At 63.3% G+C, this 19,444-nt stretch carries 15 protein-coding genes; 9 read left to right on the top strand and 6 right to left on the bottom strand.

Going from position 1 to position 19,444, the window contains the following annotated elements:
* Positions 1-2: 2 nt before the first annotated feature.
* From ACN0S5_RS11310 to ACN0S5_RS11295, 4 genes are all read left to right on the top strand, one after another.
* Positions 3-998 (top strand): glucokinase, encoded by a 996-nt coding sequence (locus ACN0S5_RS11310; protein ID WP_417208358.1) that lies wholly within the window; start codon positions 3-5, stop codon positions 996-998.
* Between the two features lie 111 nt (positions 999-1,109).
* Positions 1,110-1,982 (top strand): DMT family transporter, encoded by an 873-nt coding sequence (locus ACN0S5_RS11305; RefSeq protein ID WP_417208357.1) that lies wholly within the window; start codon positions 1,110-1,112, stop codon positions 1,980-1,982.
* Between the two features lie 173 nt (positions 1,983-2,155).
* Positions 2,156-3,430, top strand: a complete 1,275-nt coding sequence (eno, locus tag ACN0S5_RS11300) for a phosphopyruvate hydratase (protein ID WP_089275837.1) — start codon at positions 2,156-2,158, stop codon at positions 3,428-3,430.
* A gap of 224 nt (positions 3,431-3,654) precedes the next feature.
* The gene (locus ACN0S5_RS11295) at positions 3,655-4,941 is read left to right on the top strand and encodes a sensor histidine kinase (protein ID WP_417208355.1); all 1,287 of its coding nucleotides are present in this window, start codon (positions 3,655-3,657) and stop codon (positions 4,939-4,941) included.
* On the opposite strand, the gene ccmE is transcribed toward ACN0S5_RS11295, so the two are convergent.
* Positions 4,938-5,387 (bottom strand): cytochrome c maturation protein CcmE, encoded by a 450-nt coding sequence (gene ccmE, locus ACN0S5_RS11290; RefSeq protein ID WP_417208353.1) that lies wholly within the window; start codon positions 5,385-5,387, stop codon positions 4,938-4,940. The two genes, ACN0S5_RS11295 and ccmE, sit on opposite strands and share 4 nt — an antisense overlap.
* A 205-nt stretch (positions 5,388-5,592) precedes the next feature.
* A complete protein-coding gene (argC, locus tag ACN0S5_RS11285; RefSeq protein ID WP_417208352.1) occupies positions 5,593-6,621 on the bottom strand; it encodes an N-acetyl-gamma-glutamyl-phosphate reductase in 1,029 nt (342 codons plus the stop codon).
* 238 nt (positions 6,622-6,859) lie between these two features.
* Between argC and ACN0S5_RS11280 the strand changes: the two genes are divergently transcribed.
* On the top strand, positions 6,860-7,606 hold the full coding sequence (locus ACN0S5_RS11280; RefSeq protein WP_417208351.1) for a DUF3592 domain-containing protein: 747 nt from the start codon (positions 6,860-6,862) through the stop codon (positions 7,604-7,606).
* Positions 7,607-7,612: 6 nt separating this feature from the next.
* Positions 7,613-8,254: a hypothetical protein gene (locus tag ACN0S5_RS11275; protein ID WP_417208350.1), complete on the top strand. Its 642-nt coding sequence runs from the start codon at positions 7,613-7,615 to the stop codon at positions 8,252-8,254.
* Positions 8,255-8,380: 126 nt separating this feature from the next.
* Here the strand turns inward: ACN0S5_RS11275 and murI are convergent, their stop codons facing one another.
* The 3 genes from murI to ACN0S5_RS11260 form a co-directional block, all read right to left on the bottom strand.
* Positions 8,381-9,193 carry a glutamate racemase gene (gene murI / locus ACN0S5_RS11270; protein ID WP_417208349.1) on the bottom strand — a complete coding sequence of 271 codons (813 nt, stop codon included), beginning with the start codon at positions 9,191-9,193 and terminating at the stop codon, positions 8,381-8,383.
* A 33-nt stretch (positions 9,194-9,226) separates the two neighbouring features.
* Positions 9,227-10,123, bottom strand: a complete 897-nt coding sequence (locus ACN0S5_RS11265) for a lysophospholipid acyltransferase family protein (RefSeq protein WP_417208348.1) — start codon at positions 10,121-10,123, stop codon at positions 9,227-9,229.
* A gap of 115 nt (positions 10,124-10,238) precedes the next feature.
* The gene (locus ACN0S5_RS11260) at positions 10,239-13,655 is read right to left on the bottom strand and encodes an indolepyruvate ferredoxin oxidoreductase family protein (protein ID WP_417208347.1); all 3,417 of its coding nucleotides are present in this window, start codon (positions 13,653-13,655) and stop codon (positions 10,239-10,241) included.
* A 165-nt stretch (positions 13,656-13,820) separates the two neighbouring features.
* On the opposite strand from ACN0S5_RS11260, the gene ACN0S5_RS11255 reads away from it, so the two are divergent.
* From ACN0S5_RS11255 to ACN0S5_RS11245, 3 genes are all read left to right on the top strand, one after another.
* Complete coding sequence (locus ACN0S5_RS11255; RefSeq protein WP_417208345.1) at positions 13,821-14,726, top strand: LysR family transcriptional regulator; 906 nt, start codon at positions 13,821-13,823, stop codon at positions 14,724-14,726.
* A 644-nt stretch (positions 14,727-15,370) separates the two neighbouring features.
* The gene (purL, locus tag ACN0S5_RS11250) at positions 15,371-17,530 is read left to right on the top strand and encodes a phosphoribosylformylglycinamidine synthase subunit PurL (RefSeq protein WP_417208344.1); all 2,160 of its coding nucleotides are present in this window, start codon (positions 15,371-15,373) and stop codon (positions 17,528-17,530) included.
* Positions 17,531-17,601: 71 nt separating this feature from the next.
* Positions 17,602-18,288, top strand: a complete 687-nt coding sequence (locus tag ACN0S5_RS11245) for a M48 family metalloprotease (RefSeq protein ID WP_417208342.1) — start codon at positions 17,602-17,604, stop codon at positions 18,286-18,288.
* 4 nt (positions 18,289-18,292) lie between these two features.
* On the opposite strand, the gene ACN0S5_RS11240 is transcribed toward ACN0S5_RS11245, so the two are convergent.
* A complete protein-coding gene (locus tag ACN0S5_RS11240; RefSeq protein ID WP_417208341.1) occupies positions 18,293-19,441 on the bottom strand; it encodes a hypothetical protein in 1,149 nt (382 codons plus the stop codon).
* Positions 19,442-19,444 lie beyond the last annotated feature (3 nt).

The following is a 19,444-nucleotide window of genomic DNA, read 5'->3' as shown; positions in this document are numbered from 1 at the left end:
CCATGACCCAAGAGCTTTCCCCAGAGCTTTCGCCGGAGATTTCCCCCGAGATTTCCGTTGTCGCCGACATCGGCGGTACCAACACACGGGTCGCCCTGAGCCGTGACGGGCAGATCCTTGAGGACACGATCCGCCGCTATCGCAACGCCGACAACGCTGGCATCGCGCCTGTTCTGGACGATTACCTTGGCGCGCAGCAGGTGACGCCGGTGGCGGTCTGCGTCGACATGGCCGGGCCCGTGCACGACGGGGTCGGCACGCTGACAAATCTCGACTGGAAGGTCGACGCCACCGCCCTGAAGGCAGAAACCGGCGCGGCGCGGGTCGCGGTGCTGAACGATCTTCAGGCGCAGGGGTTTGCGGTGGCGCACCTTGGTCACGACAGCCTGTCGCCGGTGCTGACCGGACGCGAGGCCGCCGCCGACGCGGTGCGTCTGGTGGTCAATGTCGGCACCGGTCTGAACGCGGTGCCGGTCTATTCCCAAGGCGGCCGCACCATGGTGCCCCCGGCGGAGGCGGGGCATATCTCGTTGCTGGCGCGCACCGCCGAGGAACTGCGCCTGATCGACTGGATCGCCGACCGGCACGGCCAGCCGGGGGTCGAGGACGTGCTGTCGGGGCGTGGTCTGGAACGGCTGTATGCGTGGGTCTGCCATGACGAGGGCGATGGCGTGCCGCTGCCCGCCGCAGAGGTCATGGCCGGGTTCGAGGCCGGTCAGCCGCGCGCGCGGCGCGCCGCACGGCTGTTCGTGCATATTCTGGGGCGGTATACCGGCGATCTGGCCCTGACCACCCTGCCCTTTGGCGGGATCTACCTTGTGGGCGGCGTCACCCGGCACCTTGGCCCGCATCTGCGCGGACTGGGTTTTGCCGAGGCCTTTGCCGACAAGGGCCGGTTCAACGCCTATATGACGCAGTTTCCGGTGGACCTTGTAACCGACGATTACGCCGCGCTGCGCGGCTGTGCCGCCCATCTGGCCGAACTGACGGCGGGGTAAGACACCGGCAGAGCCTTTCCGCTTGCCCCCCTCCGTCGCGCGGGCGATACCCTAGGCGACACGCCAATCACCGAAAGCCACCCTGATGCCCGGCCCTGTGCAGGTGCGCGCATGATCCTGCGCGCCATTTCCCTGATGATCCTCTCGATGGCGCTGCTGGCCGGGGCGGATGCGTTTTTCAAGCTGGCCACCCATGCCGCCCCCATCGGGCAGGTCATGACACTGGTCAGCATCGGCGGCACCGCGCTGTTCATCGCGATGGCGCGGGTCTTGGGTGTACCGCTGTGGACGCGGGCGGCGCTGCACCCGATGGTCCTGCTGCGCAACCTGTTCGAGATCATCGGCGCAATCGGCATGGTGGTCGGGCTGAAACATATTCCGCTGCCGGTTTTTGCCGCGATCATTCAGGCCGGTCCGCTGGTGGTGACGCTGGGCGCGGCGCTGTTTCTGAAGGAGCAGGTCGGCTGGCGGCGCTGGGTCGCGGTCGGGGTCGGGATTGTCGGGATGCTGATGGTGATCCGGCCCTTCGGAACCGGGTTTTCCGGGTGGGAGTTGTTTGCCGTCATGGGCATCACCGCCCTGTCGGCGCGCGATCTTGTCACCCGGATGTCGCCGCCCGAGATTCCGGCGCTGGCGATTTCCACATGGGGGTTCGGGGCGACGGTCATACCCGGTCTGGCGCTTTGGGCGCTGGCATCGACACCGTCCAGCTACGGTGCCGCCGCCCTCTGGCCCATTCTTGGCGCGGTCCTTGTGACAACCACCGGCTATCTTGCGATCACCTCCGCGATGCGAATGGCCCCGGCGTCCATCGTGGCGCCCTTTCGCTATTCGCGGCTGGTGTTCACCACCGGGCTTGGGATGTTGGTGTTCGGCGACCGCCCGGATTTCTGGACCCTCGCCGGCTCGGCGCTGATCCTTGTGGCCGGGCTATACACCTTTTTGCGCGAACGCCGGTTGGTGCGGGCCGCCGCTCTGGCCTGAACCGCCGCCCGCGCCCCAAGAGAGACAGGCACGGATCCCGCCCCTCCGACCCCGGCTGAGCTGATAGCGCCACCTTTGCAGACAAAGATCCGTTAGCGCTATCGGCCACGTTTACTTTCCGTCACCTGCTGCTAAGAGATGTGCAAGACCCACAGCCCAGAGGGACCAAACCCATGAGCACCATCATCGACATCCACGCCCGCGAGATCCTTGACAGCCGCGGCAACCCGACCGTTGAGGTCGACGTCACCCTTGAGGACGGTTCAGTCGGCCGCGCCGCTGTACCCTCGGGCGCCTCGACCGGCGTGCATGAGGCCGTCGAAAAGCGCGATGGCGACAAGGCCCGCTACAAAGGCAAAGGCGTGCTGGAGGCGGTTGCCGCCGTCAACGGCGAGATTGCCGAGGCGATCCTTGGCTTTGACGCCACCGAACAGGTTGCCATCGACCTTGCCATGATCGAACTAGACGGCACCGAGAACAAGGGCCGTCTGGGCGCAAACGCCATCCTTGGCGTCAGCCTTGCGGTGGCCCATGCCGCCGCCGATTTCACCCAGCAGCCGCTGTTCCGCTACATCGGCGGCACCTCGGCGCGCACCCTGCCGGTGCCGATGATGAACATCATCAACGGCGGCGAACACGCCGACAACCCGATCGACATTCAGGAATTCATGATCATGCCGGTCGCGGCACAGAACATCCGCGAAGCGGTCCGCATGGGCTCCGAGGTGTTCCACACCCTGAAGGGGGAACTGTCGGCGGCGGGCATGTCCACCGGCCTTGGCGATGAGGGCGGCTTTGCCCCGGAACTGAAATCCACCCGCGACGCGCTGGATTTCATCCTGAAGTCCATCGAAAAGGCCGGTTACAAACCGGGTGAGGACATCTATCTGGCCCTCGACTGCGCCGCGACCGAATACTTCAAGGACGGCAAGTATGAGATGAAGGGCGAAGGCAAATCGCTCAGCATCGCGGAAAACGTCGACTACCTTGCCGCGCTCTGCGCCGACTACCCTATCATCTCGATCGAGGACGGCTGTTCGGAGGACGACTGGGAAGGCTGGAAACTGCTGACCGACAAGATCGGCAACAAGATCCAGCTTGTGGGTGACGATCTGTTTGTCACCAACCCCGCCCGCCTTGCCATGGGGATCGAGAAAGGCTGTGCCAACTCGATGCTGGTCAAGGTCAACCAGATCGGCACCCTGACCGAAACGCTGCAAGCGGTCGAGATGGCGCATCGCGCGCGCATGACCAATGTCATGTCGCACCGGTCGGGCGAAACCGAGGATGCCACCATCGCCGACCTCGCCGTCGCCACCAATTGTGGACAGATCAAGACCGGTTCTCTGGCCCGCTCCGACCGGCTGGCAAAGTACAATCAATTGATCCGAATCGAAGAGATGCTGGAAGACACCGCAACCTACGCGGGCAAATCCATCCTGAGATAAGCTCTTAGTTTCAACATCTTGCAAGAACCGCCCTTTGACCGGGGCGGTTCTATTCTTTTGGGTAGGTATAAGCCAATCCAAGTGACGGGACCGATTTGAACACGTATCTTGCAGCGTGTTTAACGGTATTTCCGGCTGCCGTTGCGGTCGAACAAAACGGCGACGCACAGGAAAACATGGCCGGGCCACAGACTCTTGACGGTTTCACAATCAGACTTGCCGACATGCGCCGTGCCGAATACGGGGCCTGCGGCGAGACCATTGTGCGGTATGTTTTCATGGTGGCCTTCGTCGTGGTTCTGTCCCTTGGCATGAACAGTCGACTCGCGCTGGGTTGGGGGGCGCTCAATGCGCTGCTTGAGGTCGGCATGGCGATGCTGCTCATCCGCAAAGAGTTTGGCGCGCCGCTGCTGCGCTACGCTGCCGCGCTCACGGTCTACGGCCTGTCCGAAATCTGTTTCATGTCCTTGCCGTTGTTTCTGGTGGTGGCCGACTATTCCCCCGATCTGACATTCGCCGGTGCGGTGGGTCTGGTCGGTCTGGCGCTCTACACGCTTCAGCGGCCACATCGCGAACTGGGCTTGGTGATCGTCGATTGTTGCACCGTCACCGCCTTGACCTTCGCGTTGATCCTGACCCTGCGTCCCCGGCTGGACAGCGCGCTGGAGGTTGCCACCGTCGGTGTCGTCGCACTTGCGGTGCTGGGCTACTACATCAGCGCACAGGTGTCGGGCTGGAAACTCCAGTCCGAGCTGCGCACGGCGCGCAGGCGGGCGGCTTCGGCGCAACAGGCGCGCACGTTGGGCCAGTTCGTCGGTGGCGTGGCGCATGAGTTCAACAACGATCTGACCGTGATCCTTGGCAATCTCGATTTGTTCGACACACTGGACGACCCCGCAGACCGTGCCACCGCCATCAACGAAAGCCGCACAGCGGCGGCGCGCGCGGCGCAGACCGTGCAACATCTCATGGCCGCCAGCGGACGCATCCGGCTGTCGCCTGCGGACGTGCCGATGGAGGGTCTGCTTTTCGATCTTGGCGAGGCTCTGACCGATACGTTGAGTCCCGACATGACGGTCGAGGTGTTGCCCCCGGCAGAGCCTCTGGCGGCGCGGATCGACAGCGCCGCGTTGCGCTCTTGTGTGATTCAGTTGGGCCTGAACGCGCAAGAGGCCACTGGCGGCACCGGCCATATCCGTCTCCGCACGGAGCGGCGCGCCACCATCGGAGAGCTTGATCCGCCACCGGATGCCCCGCCGCCCTATGTCGTTCTGATATTCGAGGATGACGGACCGGGGGTCGGCGACGATGCCCTGCCCCTGCTGGCAGAGCCGTTCTACTCGACAAAGCCCCCGAATGAAGGCCGCGGGCTGGGCCTGTCTGCGGTGGCCGGATTCACCCGCCAGTCCGGCGGTGGACTAAAGCTAGAGCGCGCGGCTGGCGGCGGCTTGCGCGCGGCCCTCTACTTTCCCGAAGCGGGCGTAAAAGACGCTTTGGCCACAGGTCCTTAGCTGTCGGGTTCCTGATAGACGCCTTGTGCCTTCAACGCATCGACAACCTCTTTGGGCATGTAGGTCTCATCGTGCTTGGCTAGGATTTCAGAGGCTTCAAAGACCCCGTCGACATAGCGCCCGGTGCCGACCATGCCTTGGTTCTCTTCGAACAGATCGGGCAGCACGCCGGTATAGACCACCGGTACGGTCGCGCCGCCATCGGTCACGCGAAAACGGATCTGTTCGCCGTCCCCCCGGATCAGCGACCCCTCTTCCACCAGACCGCCGATGCGGAACACCTCTGCCGGCGAAGGCGGTTCATCCATCACCTGACTGGGGGAGCGGAAAAAGTTGATCCCGTCCCGCATCGCGTAGCCGATCAAGACCGTCGACACGACCAGAGCGACGGCGGCCAAGGCAACAATCTGGATGCGGCGTTTTTTCTTGAGGGATTTCAGGGCCATGAGGACTCTCTTTCAGCGCGCCGACAGGTATTGACGGGAATATAGGGAACTCGGCACAGGTTGGGGAGGGGCAAGCGCAATTTGCCGCGCCCCAACCGGCGGCCCCGTTGCGTTCCTTCGTGGGGTTTCAGGGGGCAATGCCCCCTGACGGCCTGCGTGGCCTGAACGCAAACGGACCTGCGCGCGCAAGGCGCGCACCGCTGGATCAGGGGAAACAGGGGGCCAGCATCAGGCCTTCGGTTTCATCCACGCCCAGCATCAGGTTGGCGTTCTGCAACGCCTGACCGGAACTGCCCTTGGTCAGGTTGTCCAGCGCCGCCACCACAAGCGCCCTGCCCGGACGCCGGTCCCCGGCCACGCCGATGTGGCAGAAATTCGAGCCGCGCACATGATGGGTCGAGGGCGTTTCGCCAAACGGCAGGACGTGAATGAAAGGCTCATCCGCATAGGCCGCAGTCAGCGCCGCGTGGACGGCTTTCGGGTCGCCGCGCAGATAGGCGGTGGCCAGAATGCCCCGGTTGAACGGCCCCAGATGCGGGGTGAACTGGATCTGCACATCCCGCCCCGCAAGGGCCGAGAATTCCTGATCGAACTCCCCCAGATGCCGGTGCGTGCTGCCGACCGCATAGGCATTGGTGCCCTCGCTCAGCTCTGCGTGCAGCAGGTTTTCCTTCAGCGACCGCCCTGCCCCGCTGACCCCGCATTGCAGATCGAGGATGATCTCATCAAGGTCGATCACCCCGGCGGTGATCAGGGGCCGCAGGATATACTGCCCCGTCGCCGCGTTGCATCCGGTCCCGGCCACCAGCCGCGCGGCGCGGATGTCGTCGCGGTAAAACTCGGTCAGGCCGTAAACCGCCTCTTTCTGCGTCTCAACCGCCGCGTGGGCATTGCCGTACCATTTTTCATAGGCCGCCGGATCGCGCAGCCGGAAATCCGCTGAAAGATCGACGATCTTCACCGTTTTCGGCAGTTGAGAGATCACCTCCTGGCTGGTCTTGTGCGGCAGGGCGCAAAAACAGAGGTCGATCTCGTCAAAGTCGATCTGCTCCCATGTCACCAGATCGGGCAGGTCAAGGTGGCGCAGATGCGGAAAGACCTGCGCCATGCTTTGCCCCGCCTTGGAGTTGGCGGCCAAGGCTTTGATCTGAAACGAAGGGTGCGTGGCCAGCAGCCGGATCAGCTCGGCCCCGGTATAACCGGATGCGCCGATGATGGCGATGGAATGGGTCATGGGATCACCTGAATGCAGGGGCGCGCGGGGCAACACGCGCGGGTTTGGGCATGGAAAGAGAGGACAACCGCCGGTCAACGGGCGGTGGGCGGATCATCGTCGCAGGCGTCGGGCGCAAGTGGCGAACATGAAAAGGCTCCTCTGGACACAGGCTATAAACGCCCCTCTTGCCACGATCAATCACGAAAACCGGAACAGGCATCTTGATCGCGCGCGCCGCCCTCGCCAATATGCCGACATGGCACAGGTGGCAGGCGACGATCCGGTTCCCCTCTGGCGGCTCTTCTGGCGGATGGGCGGCTGGATCACGCTTATCTTCCTCGTTTTTCTGGCGGCCATGACGCTGTTCAGCGTGCTCTCCCTCAACCTTGCCAATCGCTTTGACAGCGAGGGGCGTGAGACCTCGGCCGAGGTGCTGGACAAATACGAGACCGTCACCACCGACAGCGATGGCGACCGCGAGACAACCTATTATTTCGTGCTGCAATACGAAACGCAGCGCGGCGATACGATCGAAATCACCCGGTCCGTCGGGACAGGCATCTACCGGCGCACCGATCCGGGAGAGCGGATACCCGTCTGGTATCTGGAAAGCGAACCGGACAGGATCGAGATCAACCGGGGCGAAAACCGCAGTGCATCCGTCATCACGCAATGGATTGCGCTGGCGTTTGGCATCGCGGCGCTGGTGGCGATGTGGTTCCCGGCACGCTGGGCGGTGGCGGCGGTGCGCGCCCGACGCTACGGCGCCCGTGAGACCGCACAGGTCACCGGCACCAAGGCGACCAATTACCGCGTCAACAACCGCCATCGCTATCGCCTGACGTGGAAGGAACAAAGCGGGCGTATGGGCCAAAGCCTTGCCTACAAGGAAGAACAGCTTGACGGTTATCGGCCCGGCGAAACGATCACCGTCTATCAGGGTATCAAACGTGCATGGTGGTCCGGCGACGTGGGCGAGCGGCCCGGTCCCACCGATGGCTGAAACCCCGTGACCTGGCTGCAATCGCTGTTCGAGGGCGACGCCAAAAGCGTGACCTGCGCGCTGCTTTTGCTTGCGATCACCTCTCTGCTTGGCGTTCTGGGCTGGCTGAGCAAGGTCATCTTTCAGACCGCCGCCGACTGGCGGCAAAGGCGACGCGACACCGTCGACCGGCAGGACCATCTTGAAGAGGTGCTGGTCGATATCCTGATCCACGCCGATTTCGACGACCGCAGCGTGGCGGGCATCATCGACCCGCGCCGCATCACCGCGTTGAAAGACCAGATCGATTCAGGCCCCTCGGACTATCGGCCTTTCGTGCCGCCAGAGGCCCCCGACCCGACCTTTGCCGACTATCGCGGCGTGCGGCGGCGGCTGGAGATTGAACTGATGGTGGCCTGCGACCGGTTCTTTGACAACTCGCAGCTGTTCCACGGCTATTACGCGCATCTGGCGACGGATGAATTCGCCGCGCTCAGCTCAGAACGCAAGAAACAGGCGCTGGATACGCTGGTTGCCTTGGGGGAAAAGGTGCAGGCCGATTATCAGCGCCTGTCGACGGCGATGGAAACCGCGCCAGAGGCGCAGTCCGTCTATACCAAGGTGATGGGGGCTTTGCCGCCGCGTCAGGACATTTGGCCAAACGCGTAGGCCCGTGCCCAAGGCGGCACCGGGTCAGACGATCGGGGGAAGCGGTCCGTTCATAGACATGATCTGATCTCCTTCGCCTGTCGATATAGTCAATCCGCATCGAAAAATCAATCGGGGCATCCCGGCTCAGGCGGCCTCGAAACTGATCTTGCGGCGCAGGAACTGGGTGGCATTCTGCGAGACCTTGACCGGGTTGCCGGTGGTCAGGAACCCGCTTTCGGTGCCAGAGCCATACATGCCGGGGTGCCGTCCCATATAGTCGGCCAGCGCATCCGCCACCAGATTGGCCTGCGAGTAGACCTTGACCCCGCTCCCCAGCGCATCCTGAAAGATCTCCTGCATCAGCGGGTAATGCGTGCAGCCAAGAATAGCGGCCTCCGGGTCCGGCATCTTGCGCTTCAGCGCGTCGACGTGGCTGCGCACCAGCGCCTCGGCCAGGATCATGTCGCCCTCTTCGATGGCGTCCACCAGACCGCCACAGGCCTGCGCCTCGACATCGACGCCGATGGCGCGAAACGCCAGTTCGCGCTGAAACGCGCGGCTGCGCACCGTGGCGGGCGTGGCAAACAGCGCCACATGTTTGACGGCCACTTCACGCGGCGGGCTGTTGTCACCCCATTGCCGTTCGGTCAGTGCCTCGATCAACGGCACAAACACCCCCAGCACCCGCTTGTCCGAGGGAATCCAGCTTTCCTGCATCCGCCGCAGCGCCGCTGCGCTGGCGGTGTTGCAGGCGAGGATCACCAGATCACAGCCCGCGTCCCACAACCGCTCAACCGCAGCGGTGGTCAGGTTGTAGACGTCATCGGCGTCCCGCACCCCGTAAGGCGCGTGTTTGTTGTCGCCGAAATAGACAAACGGCACCTCCGGCAGTCGCCGCGTCACCGCGTCGAGAACCGTCAGACCGCCAAGCCCGCTGTCGAAAACCCCTACTGCCATGCCGTGCCTCGCTGTTGCCTTGGCACGCGTCTTTCAATGGCGCGCCTTCGGTTTTTCCCGGTGTTTTTCTTCGAATTCGAACCCGTAATCATAACATTTCACGGGAGTCGGTGAGAGGTCATACGTCGCTTTGCGCAGGAAATCCATCATCGCTCGCGCGTCTTTTGATCGCGCGTCGATCTCTGTCGGCGGGATCGGCATACCGATGCTGACCCGGACGGGTGTGTCCACCCGCTTGCGGAATTCCTTGATCAGCAGGCCCAGCCGCAGGGTGGTGTGCAAATGGCTGGCCAGTTGGAACAGCCGCGAGGTGTGCCCGTCAAAGTAGATCGGCACCACCGTCGCGTTGGATTTGGCGATCAGCCGGGCGGTAAAGGTGCGCCAGCCGGGGTCCATCGGCCTGCCAAACGGCTTTTCCGCCGTGGCCACCGTGCCGCCCGGAAAAATCCCGATGCAGCCGCCCTGCCCCAGATAGCTCATCGCCTCTTTGCGGGTGGCGATGTTCTGCTGCATCGCCTCTTTTGTCTCGTCAAAGTTGACGGGCAGGATGATCTTGTTCAGTTCATCGGCCTTGCGAAAGACGCTGTTGGCCAGAATGCGGAAATCGCCGCGCACCACCGACAGGATATGCCCCATGATCACCCCGTCGAGGATGCCGTAAGGGTGGTTGGCGATGACGATCAGCGGCCCGTCCTTGGGGATATTGTCCAGCGACCCGCCGATCACCTCCAGACCCAGCCCGTAGCGTTCGACAATCACTTCCCAGAAATCGCGCCCCTGCGCGACCTCATCTTCATAGCCTTGGGCGCGTTTGATCAGGCTGATACGCCCGGTGGCGTTTTCCATCAGCCGGATCATGGCGCGGCCGCCGCGCGTGGTGGCCGAATAGCTGTACGAGATGTCACGGGCAATATGACGCCGACTGGGCATCTGCACTCAATCCTTTCCGGAACTTTGTGGCATTTTACTGCGGTTCACTCGTTCTGACCAGATTATGTGACATCCTGATGAAGCATTCGTGACCCCGCGCGGGACACTCTTTCCCCTACTCGGCGGCCGCTTTCAAAGGCGCACCGCCCTGCCGGAGAACGGTCAGCAATTCCTCGCGCCGTTTGGCGGCCTTGGCCTCATTCGCGGCCTTGACCGGGCCGAAGCCGCGAATTTGCAGCGGCAATTCGGCCAGCGCCACCAAGGCCTCCATGGTTTCGGGGCGCGCCTTGGGCAGCCATTCGGCCATGTCACCCTCATACTGGGCGATCAGTGCGCGTTCCATGCGGCGCTCTTCGGTCCGGCCAAACGGGTCGAACGGCGTGCCGCGCAGACGTTTCATCCGGGCCAGCAGGCGGAACCAGCGCAACATCCCCTCACCGAATGTCTTCTTGACCGGGCGACCGTCGCTGCCGATCTTCGACAGGATCGGCGGGGCGAGGTGAAACGACATCTCGAAATCACCGTCAAAGGTGCTTGCCGCCTTGTCGCGGGTGTCCAGCAGCAGGCGCGCCACCTCGTATTCGTCCTTATAGGCCAGCAGCTTGTGATAGCTCTTGGCCACCGCCTCTTTCAGCCGGGTGTCGGCAATCCCGTCCACCATCTTGCGATAGCGTTTGGACAGCGCCTTGCCCTGATAGGCAATCAGGTGATCGGCGCGGAAGGCAATCCGCTCTTCCAGTGTCTGTGGCAGGTTGACGACCTTGGGGGTCAGCACCGCCTTGGCGTCTTCGGGGTGCGTCACCGCCCAGCGACCAATCTCGAACGCGCGCAGGTTGCGCTCCACCGCCGCGCCATTCAGGTCAACCGCCTGTGCGATGGCCTCATGCGACAACGGGATCAGCCCCTGCTGCCAGGCCGCGCCAAGGATCATCATGTTGGAAAAGATGGAGTCGCCCAGCGTCACCCGCGCCAGATCGGAGGCATCGAAAAACGCCACCCTGTCCTGAAGCCGCGCTTCAAGAGCCAGCCGCAACTGGTCTGTTGGCAAAGAAAATTCGGTGTTGCGGGTGAAATCGCCGGTGATGATCTCATGGCTGTTCACGACCCCGCCGGTGCGGCCCGTGCTGGTCAGGCCCAGCGTCTTGGCTCCGGCGGACACCACCAGATCGCCGCCGATCAGCGCATGCGCCTCACCGGTGGCGACGCGCACGGCGGAAATGTCCGCAGGCTGCTCTGCCAGACGCAAGTGGATATGCACCGCGCCGCCCTTTTGCGCGAGGCCCGCCATTTCCATCATGGCAGCTCCCTTGCCGTCGATTTGCGCCGCCTGTGCCAGCACCGCGCCGATGGTCACCACGCCGGTGCCGCCAACGCCGGTGATGACGATGTTATGGGTGCCGTCGATGGCGGGAAGTGTCGGCGCGGGCAGGTCCGGCAGGTCCAGCGCCGTGGTCGGGGACTTCTTCACCTGCGCGCCCTTCAGGGTCACAAAAGACGGGCAAAACCCCTTGAGACAAGAGAAATCCTTGTTGCAGGCGCTTTGGTCGATGGCGCGTTTTCGGCCCAGTTCGGTCTCTTCGGGCACGATGGCGACGCAGTTGGATTGCACCCCGCAATCGCCGCAGCCTTCGCAGACATCGGTGTTGATAAAGACGCGCTGATCCGGGTCCGGGAACGTCCCGCGCTTGCGGCGGCGGCGCTTTTCGGCGGCGCAGGTCTGGATATAGATGATGGCCGACACGCCCTCGACCTTGGACATGCGTTTTTGCACCGCGTCCATTTCGGCGCGTTCAAAGGTTTCCACGCCCGCGGGCAAGGCGGCAAGGTTCACGTCTTCCTTTTCGTCGTAGACCACGGCCAGCGCCTCGACCCCCATGGCCTTGACCTCGGCGGCGATGCGCTGCGGGGTCAGGCCGCCCTCATTGGGCTGCCCGCCGGTCATGGCGACGGCGTCGTTGAACAGGATCTTGTAGGTGATGTTGGTGCCAGCGGCGAGCGCAGCGCGGATCGCCTGCACGCCGGAATGGTTATAGGTGCCGTCGCCAAGGTTCTGGAACACATGGGGCCGCTTGGAAAACGGCGCCTCGCCGATCCAGTTCGCGCCTTCGGCCCCCATGTGGGTAAAGCCGGTGGTTTCGCGGTCCATCCACTGCACCATGTAGTGACAGCCGATGCCCGCGTAGGCGCGGCTGCCCTCTGGCACCTTGGTGGACGAGTTGTGCGGGCAGCCAGCGCAGAAATACGGCAGGCGGGCGGCGATCTCTGGCAGGTTGTCGGCGCGCGCCGCCTCGGCGATCTGCGCGAGCCCGGCCTTGATCCGGTCGGTGCCACGGCCCTCTTCGACCAGAATCTCACCCAGCTTGCGGGCGATCCATGTGGGGTCCAGCGCGCCGCGTGTCGGGAACAGTTCCTCGCGGTGCAACCCGCCTGCCCCGCCTTTATACCAGCCGTAGACGCGATACCGGTTGTCGTCGAACAGCGCCTCCTTGACCTGAATCTCGATCAGCTTGCGCTTTTCCTCGACGATAACGATCAGGTCCAGCCCTTCGGCCCAGTCGTGAAAGCCCCGCATGTCCAGCGGGAAGGTCTGGCCGATCTTGTAGGTGGTGAGGCCCAGCCGCTCTGCCTCCCCCTCATCGACGCCCAGCAGCGCCATCGCATGTTGCAGGTCCAGCCAGTTCTTGCCCGCCGCCACAAAGCCGATCTTGGCGCCGGGTTTGCCCCACATGCGCTTGTCCATCTTGTTGGCATGGCTGAACGCCTCTGCCGCAAAGCGTTTGTAGTCGATCATCCGCGCCTCTTGCGCGTGCGGCGTATCGCCAAGGCGGATGTTCAGCCCGCCTTCGGGCATGTCGAACGGCGGCACGACCAGTTGCATCCGGTCGACCCGGCCATCGACAACCGCCGTTGCCTCGATCGTGTCCTTCATTGTTTTCAGGCCCACCCAGAGCCCGGAAAACCGTGACAGCGCATAGCCATAGATGCCGTAATCCAGCACCTCCTGCACGCCTGCGGGCGACACCACCGGCATGTAGGCATCGACCAGCGCCCATTCCGACTGGTGCAGCACGGTCGAGCTTTCGCCGGTGTGGTCGTCGCCCATCGCCATCAGAACGCCGCCGTGTGTCGATGTGCCGGCCATGTTGGCGTGCCGCATCGCGTCGCCGGACCGGTCCACCCCCGGTCCCTTGCCGTACCAAAGGCCAAAGACGCCGTCGAACTTGCCTTCGCCGCGCAATTCCGCCTGCTGGCTGCCCCAGATCGCGGTGGCGGCCAGATCCTCGTTCAGACCTTCCTGAAAGGTCACATCTGACCCGCGCAACAGTTTTTCCGCGCGGCGCATCTGTTGATCGACCGCCCCCAGCGGCGACCCGCGATAGCCGGTGACATATCCGGCCGTGTTCAACCCCGCCGCCCGGTCGCGTGCCTTTTGCATCAGCATCAGACGGACCAAGGCCTGCGTACCGTTCAGAAGAACCGTAGGCTTTTCGAGATCGAAACGGTCGTTCAGGGAAATCTGATGCTGGCTCATGGCGCGCCTCCCAACGCAGAGATAGGTCGATTTGCGTGCAAATATAGGTCACAAAGACTGACCTGAACAGACAATTCTTTGCAGTTTTGCCACGTCAATCGCATAAGACCCTTAACAATATGATCTTGTCGTATAATGAGTTCCCAAGGAAACGAACTAGGCACCATGGACTGGGATAAGCTCAGAATATTTCACGCTGTCGCCGATGCAGGCAGCCTGACGCACGCCGGAGATGCTCTGCATCTGTCGCAATCGGCCGTGTCCCGGCAGATTCGTGCGCTGGAAGAATCACTGAACACCACGCTCTTTCACCGCCACGCGCGGGGGCTGATCCTGACCGAACAGGGGGAACTTCTGTTCGACGCCACCACCTCTATGATCAAACGGATCGACGCGGCCACCGCGCGCATCCGCGACAGTGAGGAAGAAGTGTTCGGTGAATTGCGGGTGACCACCACCCACGGCTTTGGTGCGCTCTGGCTGGCCCCGCGCCTGTCGAAACTCTATGCCAAGTTCCCCGAGTTGAACATCGACCTGATGCTCGAAGAGCGCGTGCTTGACCTGCCCATGCGCGAGGCCGATGTGGCCATCCGCATGAAGGAGCCCAGCCAGGCCGACCTGATCCGCAAGCGGCTGATGAGCATTCGGATGCGTCTATACGCGTCACCGGATTACCTCGACGCGCATGGCGAACCGCAGCAACTGGAGGACATGCAGGGGCACCGGCTGATCTGTCAGAATCCGAATTCGGCGCAGGTCTCGGCGGGCAAGGCACTGGTTCAGCATCTGCTGAGCTTTGAACCACCCGCCACGCTGACCGTGAACAATTATTTCGGTGTGTTGCAGGCTGTGCTCTCGAACCTCGGGATCGGCGTGCTGCCTGACTACATCATCGAAGACTTCCCGCACGTGAAACGTGTGCTTCCAGAGGTGGAGTCGGTCGAGGTGCCAGTGTTCCTTGCCTACCCCGAAGAATTGAGACAATCCAAGCGTGTAGCCACCTTCAGAGATTTCGTACAAGAGGAAATCATTGCCCACCGGCGCCAGATCCGCGCCATGGCTGACGACTGAACACCCCACCAATCGACCAATCCGGACTGTGGTATGCGCATCACGCATACCGGGAATGCTGCACATGCGGCGTGAAATGGCTTGATCGAGTCAGTTCTGATGACATATTTGGCACATGGATGATGAAACGCCCAATCGCGGATCATCTTTCATACCTCCCTGTTGGACTTCGGCCGAGCTTTGAGCTCGGCCTTTTTTTTGGCCATCCAACCAGGCACCGATGGGCCACCACATACTGTAGCGCCGACCGCCGCAACGCCACCATATGTCCGGTTGCCCCAACGACGGTCACAGCCTTTCCATCGCCTGAGAACCTCTGCCATACCACTTCACTACAGGCTGACGGGCCAACCCGTTTGTTCAAGCCCCCTGTGATCCGGGCAGAGTGTTTAGGACTTCGCACTTTTAGCGAGAGTCCTGCCAGACTGGTACGACAATACGATGTATCCACCGCCAACACAGCCCCCCGAATCCAGAGAACCGCGCCGGATCATTTTGCACCTGCGGCATGACCTGCGTGTGACAGCAGGGGCTTTCCGACCACCGCTGACGCCCGGAACCTCTGCGCTGTCGGAATCCGCCCCCTTTTCCTGTACCGGCCCTTGGCGTAAAGACCCCTCGACAACGCAGACGGGGGATTGAGGATGCAGGAACCGGCCATCACCGAGGAATTGATCGAGGCGCACGGGATCAAGCCCGATGAATACGCCCAGATCCTCCGCATCCTGAAGCGGGAGCCCAGCTTTACCGAACTGGGTATCTTTTCGGCCATGTGGAACGAGCACTGCTCCTACAAGTCGTCCAAGCTGCACCTGCGCAAGCTGCCCACCACCGGCCCGCAGGTCATCTGCGGCCCCGGTGAGAACGCGGGCGTCGTGGACATTGGCGACGGTCAGGCCGTGGTCTTCAAGATGGAAAGCCACAACCACCCCTCCTACATCGAACCCTATCAGGGCGCGGCGACGGGCGTCGGTGGCATCCTGCGCGATGTCTTTACCATGGGTGCACGGCCCATCGCGGCGATGAATTCCCTGTCTTTCGGTGAAAAGGACCACCCCAAGACCCGCCAGCTTGTGCATGGTGTGGTTGAGGGCGTCGGCGGTTACGGCAACGCCTTTGGCGTGCCGACGGTGGGCGGAGAGGTCCGCTTTCACCCCGCCTATAACGGCAACTGCCTTGTGAATGCCTTTGCGGCGGGCCTCGCGGATACGGACAAGATTTTCTACTCTGCCGCCAGCGGCGTCGGCCGCCCGGTGGTCTATCTGGGTGCCAAGACGGGCCGCGACGGTGTCGGCGGCGCGACCATGGCCAGCGCCGAATTCGATGAAAGCATCGAGGAAAAGCGCCCCACCGTTCAGGTCGGGGACCCCTTTACCGAAAAGCGCCTGATGGAAGCCACGCTGGAGCTGATGCAGACCGGCGCGGTGATTTCCATTCAGGACATGGGCGCCGCAGGCCTGACCTGTTCGGCGGTGGAAATGGGCGACAAGGGCGGCCTTGGTATTCGCCTCGACCTTGAGAATGTGCCCCAGCGCGAAACCAACATGACCGCCTATGAGATGATGCTGTCGGAATCGCAGGAACGCATGCTGATGGTTCTGGACCCGTCGAAAGAGACCGAGGCCAAGGCGGTTTTCGATAAATGGGACCTCGATTTCGCCATCGTCGGGGAAACCATCGCCGAAGACCGCTTTCTCATCATGCACAACGGCATCTGCATGGCGGACCTGCCGCTGTCCAAGCTGTCCTCCTCTGCCCCCGAATACGACCGCCCGTGGCAGCCGACCGAAGAGGCCGCGCCGCTGGAGGACGTGCCACAGATCGACCCCGTCGACGCGCTGCGCGCGCTGGTGCAAAGCGCCAACTACTGCTCGCGCGCGTGGGTGTATGAGCAATACGACAGTCAGGTCATGGCCGACACGGTCCGCGTGCCCGGTTTCGGCGCGGGTGTGATCCGCGTCCACGGCACCGGTAAGAAACTGGCCTTTACCAGCGACGTGACCCCCCGCTACGTACGCGCCAACCCGGTCGAGGGCGGCAAGCAGGCGGTGGCCGAGGCCTATCGCAACCTTTGCGCCGTGGGTGCGCTGCCGCTGGCCACCACCGACAACCTGAACTTCGGCAACCCCGAAAAGCCAGAGATCATGGGCCAGTTCGTCGGCGCGCTGGACGGCATCGGGCAGGCCTGCATCGCGCTGGACATGCCGATCGTGTCGGGCAACGTGTCGCTGTACAACGAAACCGACGGTCAGGGCATCCTGCCGACGCCGACCATCGGTGCCGTGGGTCTGATTGCAGCGGATGAAGAGCCGATCCTCGACTACGCCCGCGACGGCCATGTGGCCCTTCTGGTGGGCGAAACCAAAGGCCACCTTGGCCAGTCCGCCCTGCTGTATGAGGTGTTCAACCGCGAAGACGGCGACGCGCCATCGGTTGACCTGGCCGCCGAAAAAGCCGCCGGGGACTTCATCCGCGCCAACCGCGACTGGATTCGCTGCTGCACCGACCTGTCCGATGGCGGTCTGGCGCTGGCCGCCTTCGAGATGGCCGCCGCCTCGGGGGTGGGTGTGCAGATCGACAGCGACGACACCGCAACCTTGTTCGGTGAGGATCAGGGCCGCTACCTGATCGCCTGCAACTTCGACTCTGCCGAGGCGTTGATGATCGCCGCCGGTCAGGCGGGTGTGCCTGTCACCTCTGTTGGCCGCTTCACCGGCGATACGGTGCGCTTTGGCCGGTCCGAGGCCCCGCTCGCCGAACTGAAGACGCTGTCCGAAGACGCATTGGAATCGCTTTTCGGCTGAGCCGACCGGAATCGCACAAACGCGGCACCGCACGCCTTTCCTTGCGCGCGGTGCCGCCCCATATTGCAAGTATGCTCAAGCTGACTCCGATCCTGCTCGCCATCGCTTATGGCCTCGTCTACTACCGTTTCTCCGCATGGCGGACGGCAAAGGAACTGGATCACAAGTCAACTGAACTGGCCGATCCACGTCTCAAACGTCTGACCGACCGCATGGCCGCCGCGCTGGACCTGCCGCGCATCCGGGTCAACATCTATGAGATCGACCCGATCAACGGGCTGGCCGCCCCCGACGGGCGCATCTTCATCACCCGCGGATTTTACCGGAAATACCAACAGGGTGAGGTTTCCGCCGAAGAAATAGCCAGCGTGATCGCGCATGAACTGGGCCACGTTGCGCTGGGGCATTCGCGGCGGCGGATGATTGATTTCTCTGGCCAGAACGCGCTGCGCACGGCGCTTGCCATGGTGCTCAGCCGGTTTCTACCCGGCGTCGGGGTCATGATCGCCAACGGGCTGGCCTCGCTGCTGGCGGCGCGTCTGTCGCGCTCGGACGAATATGAGGCGGATGCCTATGCCGCCGCCCTGCTGGTCAAGGCCGGGATTGGCGTCGGTCCGCAAAAAACCCTGTTCGGCAAGCTGGAAGACCTGACAAACAGCCGCTCCGGTGCCGTGCCCGCCTGGCTGATGTCGCACCCCAAGACGGTTGAGCGGATCAAGGCGCTGGAGGCGCTGGAGGCGCGCTGGGAACAGGCGTGACGGCTTAGCCCCGCGCGGGCAACAACTCGAACTCTGCCTCTGCCACATCCTGCCCGTTGACCTGAACAATCACCCCGTGCCGCCCCGGATGCAGCGTGTAGGTGGTGGCATTGCCCTTCAGCACATGGCGTTTGGTCAGCCGCAGGGGCTTGCCCGGCACCACCTTGCCGGTCTTCAACTTGAACACCTTTTCTGCCGTCCCCTTGGGCCGAACAAAGCGCAGCCGGTAATCCACCAGCACCGGCAAAGCCTCATCCGCCTCCAGCACCACGGCAAACTCCAGGGCCTCGCCGATCCGCACCGACGCGGGCATGGCCTCGATACGCGCGTTGACATGGCCGGGACGATAGCCCAGCAGGCCCAACGCCCCCGGCTCTCCGCGTTTGACTGCTGTGCGCAGCGCGTGGCGGGTCATCCAGTCGATCTCTTGTCCGTCCTGCCGTCCCTGCCCCTGCCACTCGCGCAGCCGATCCACCACCGTGTCCGGCATCACCTTTGACAGGTCGTTCATGTGGTTGGCCACCGACCGTGTGACATAGCGCGTGGGATCACTGTGCAGCACATCCAGAAAGCGCAGCGGCACCGCCGGGTCCAGCGTGATGTTCGCCGCCCAAGGCAGGCGCGGGCGCGTACCCTCGCTGACCAGACGCCGCACATGATAGTTGTCGTCGCGCGCCCAGTCGTCCAGCCGCGCCAAGGTCTGTTCCGGCCAGCGGTTCAGGAAAGGCCGGATGTAGAACTCCATCGAGAACCGTTTGGTCGCCTCATAGATCAGGTCCAGCGCGCGGTCCCGGTGATCCTCCAGCCCGTGCCGCACCGCCAGAATGCCCGGCACCGCGTGAATGAACCGCCCGAAATCATCATCGCTCAGCGAGGGGTCCAGCGGATCGGGCAAAGCCGCCTGCACCGCCTCGGCCATCGCCGGGAAAGCCACCGGCAATTGCCCTTCGGCGCAGGTGGCGATCCAGTCGAGACGCTCCAGCAGCCCGCGCCCCTGCAGACCACCCACCGCCTCGGCGTGAAAGCGCGCGGTATCGAAGCCGGGCACCGCCGCGTAATCCCGCGCAAGATCGCGCAGGGTGTCGGCATTGAAAAGCTGGTCGGCAAGGGAAAACCCCGCGCCGCCGCCCTGCCCGTCGGGACCGCGCGCCATCCG

It is taken from the genome of Antarctobacter sp., assembly GCF_048262615.1.
Lineage (GTDB): Bacteria > Pseudomonadota > Alphaproteobacteria > Rhodobacterales > Rhodobacteraceae > Antarctobacter.
The sequence above is the reverse complement of the archived record's forward strand: the minus strand, read 5'-3'. Positions and strand labels throughout refer to the sequence as shown.

Bases quoted from the DNA above. Each gene is read 5' to 3' on its own strand.
- ACN0S5_RS11255 (WP_417208345.1), top strand. From the start codon at position 13,821: ATGGACTGGGATAAGCTCAGAATATTTCACGCTGTCGCCGATGCAGGC.
- ACN0S5_RS11310 (WP_417208358.1), top strand. From the start codon at position 3: ATGACCCAAGAGCTTTCCCCAGAGCTTTCGCCGGAGATTTCCCCCGAG.
- ACN0S5_RS11305 (WP_417208357.1), top strand. From the start codon at position 1,110: ATGATCCTGCGCGCCATTTCCCTGATGATCCTCTCGATGGCGCTGCTG.
- ACN0S5_RS11245 (WP_417208342.1), top strand. From the start codon at position 17,602: ATGCTCAAGCTGACTCCGATCCTGCTCGCCATCGCTTATGGCCTCGTC.
- murI (WP_417208349.1), bottom strand. From the start codon at position 9,193: ATGGCAGTAGGGGTTTTCGACAGCGGGCTTGGCGGTCTGACGGTTCTC.
- argC (WP_417208352.1), bottom strand. From the start codon at position 6,621: ATGACCCATTCCATCGCCATCATCGGCGCATCCGGTTATACCGGGGCC.
- ACN0S5_RS11240 (WP_417208341.1), bottom strand. From the start codon at position 19,441: ATGGCGCGCGGTCCCGACGGGCAGGGCGGCGGCGCGGGGTTTTCCCTT.
- ACN0S5_RS11295 (WP_417208355.1), top strand. From the start codon at position 3,655: ATGCGCCGTGCCGAATACGGGGCCTGCGGCGAGACCATTGTGCGGTAT.
- ACN0S5_RS11280 (WP_417208351.1), top strand. From the start codon at position 6,860: ATGGCACAGGTGGCAGGCGACGATCCGGTTCCCCTCTGGCGGCTCTTC.
- eno (WP_089275837.1), top strand. From the start codon at position 2,156: ATGAGCACCATCATCGACATCCACGCCCGCGAGATCCTTGACAGCCGC.
- ACN0S5_RS11265 (WP_417208348.1), bottom strand. From the start codon at position 10,123: ATGCCCAGTCGGCGTCATATTGCCCGTGACATCTCGTACAGCTATTCG.
- ccmE (WP_417208353.1), bottom strand. From the start codon at position 5,387: ATGGCCCTGAAATCCCTCAAGAAAAAACGCCGCATCCAGATTGTTGCC.
- purL (WP_417208344.1), top strand. From the start codon at position 15,371: ATGCAGGAACCGGCCATCACCGAGGAATTGATCGAGGCGCACGGGATC.
- ACN0S5_RS11260 (WP_417208347.1), bottom strand. From the start codon at position 13,655: ATGAGCCAGCATCAGATTTCCCTGAACGACCGTTTCGATCTCGAAAAG.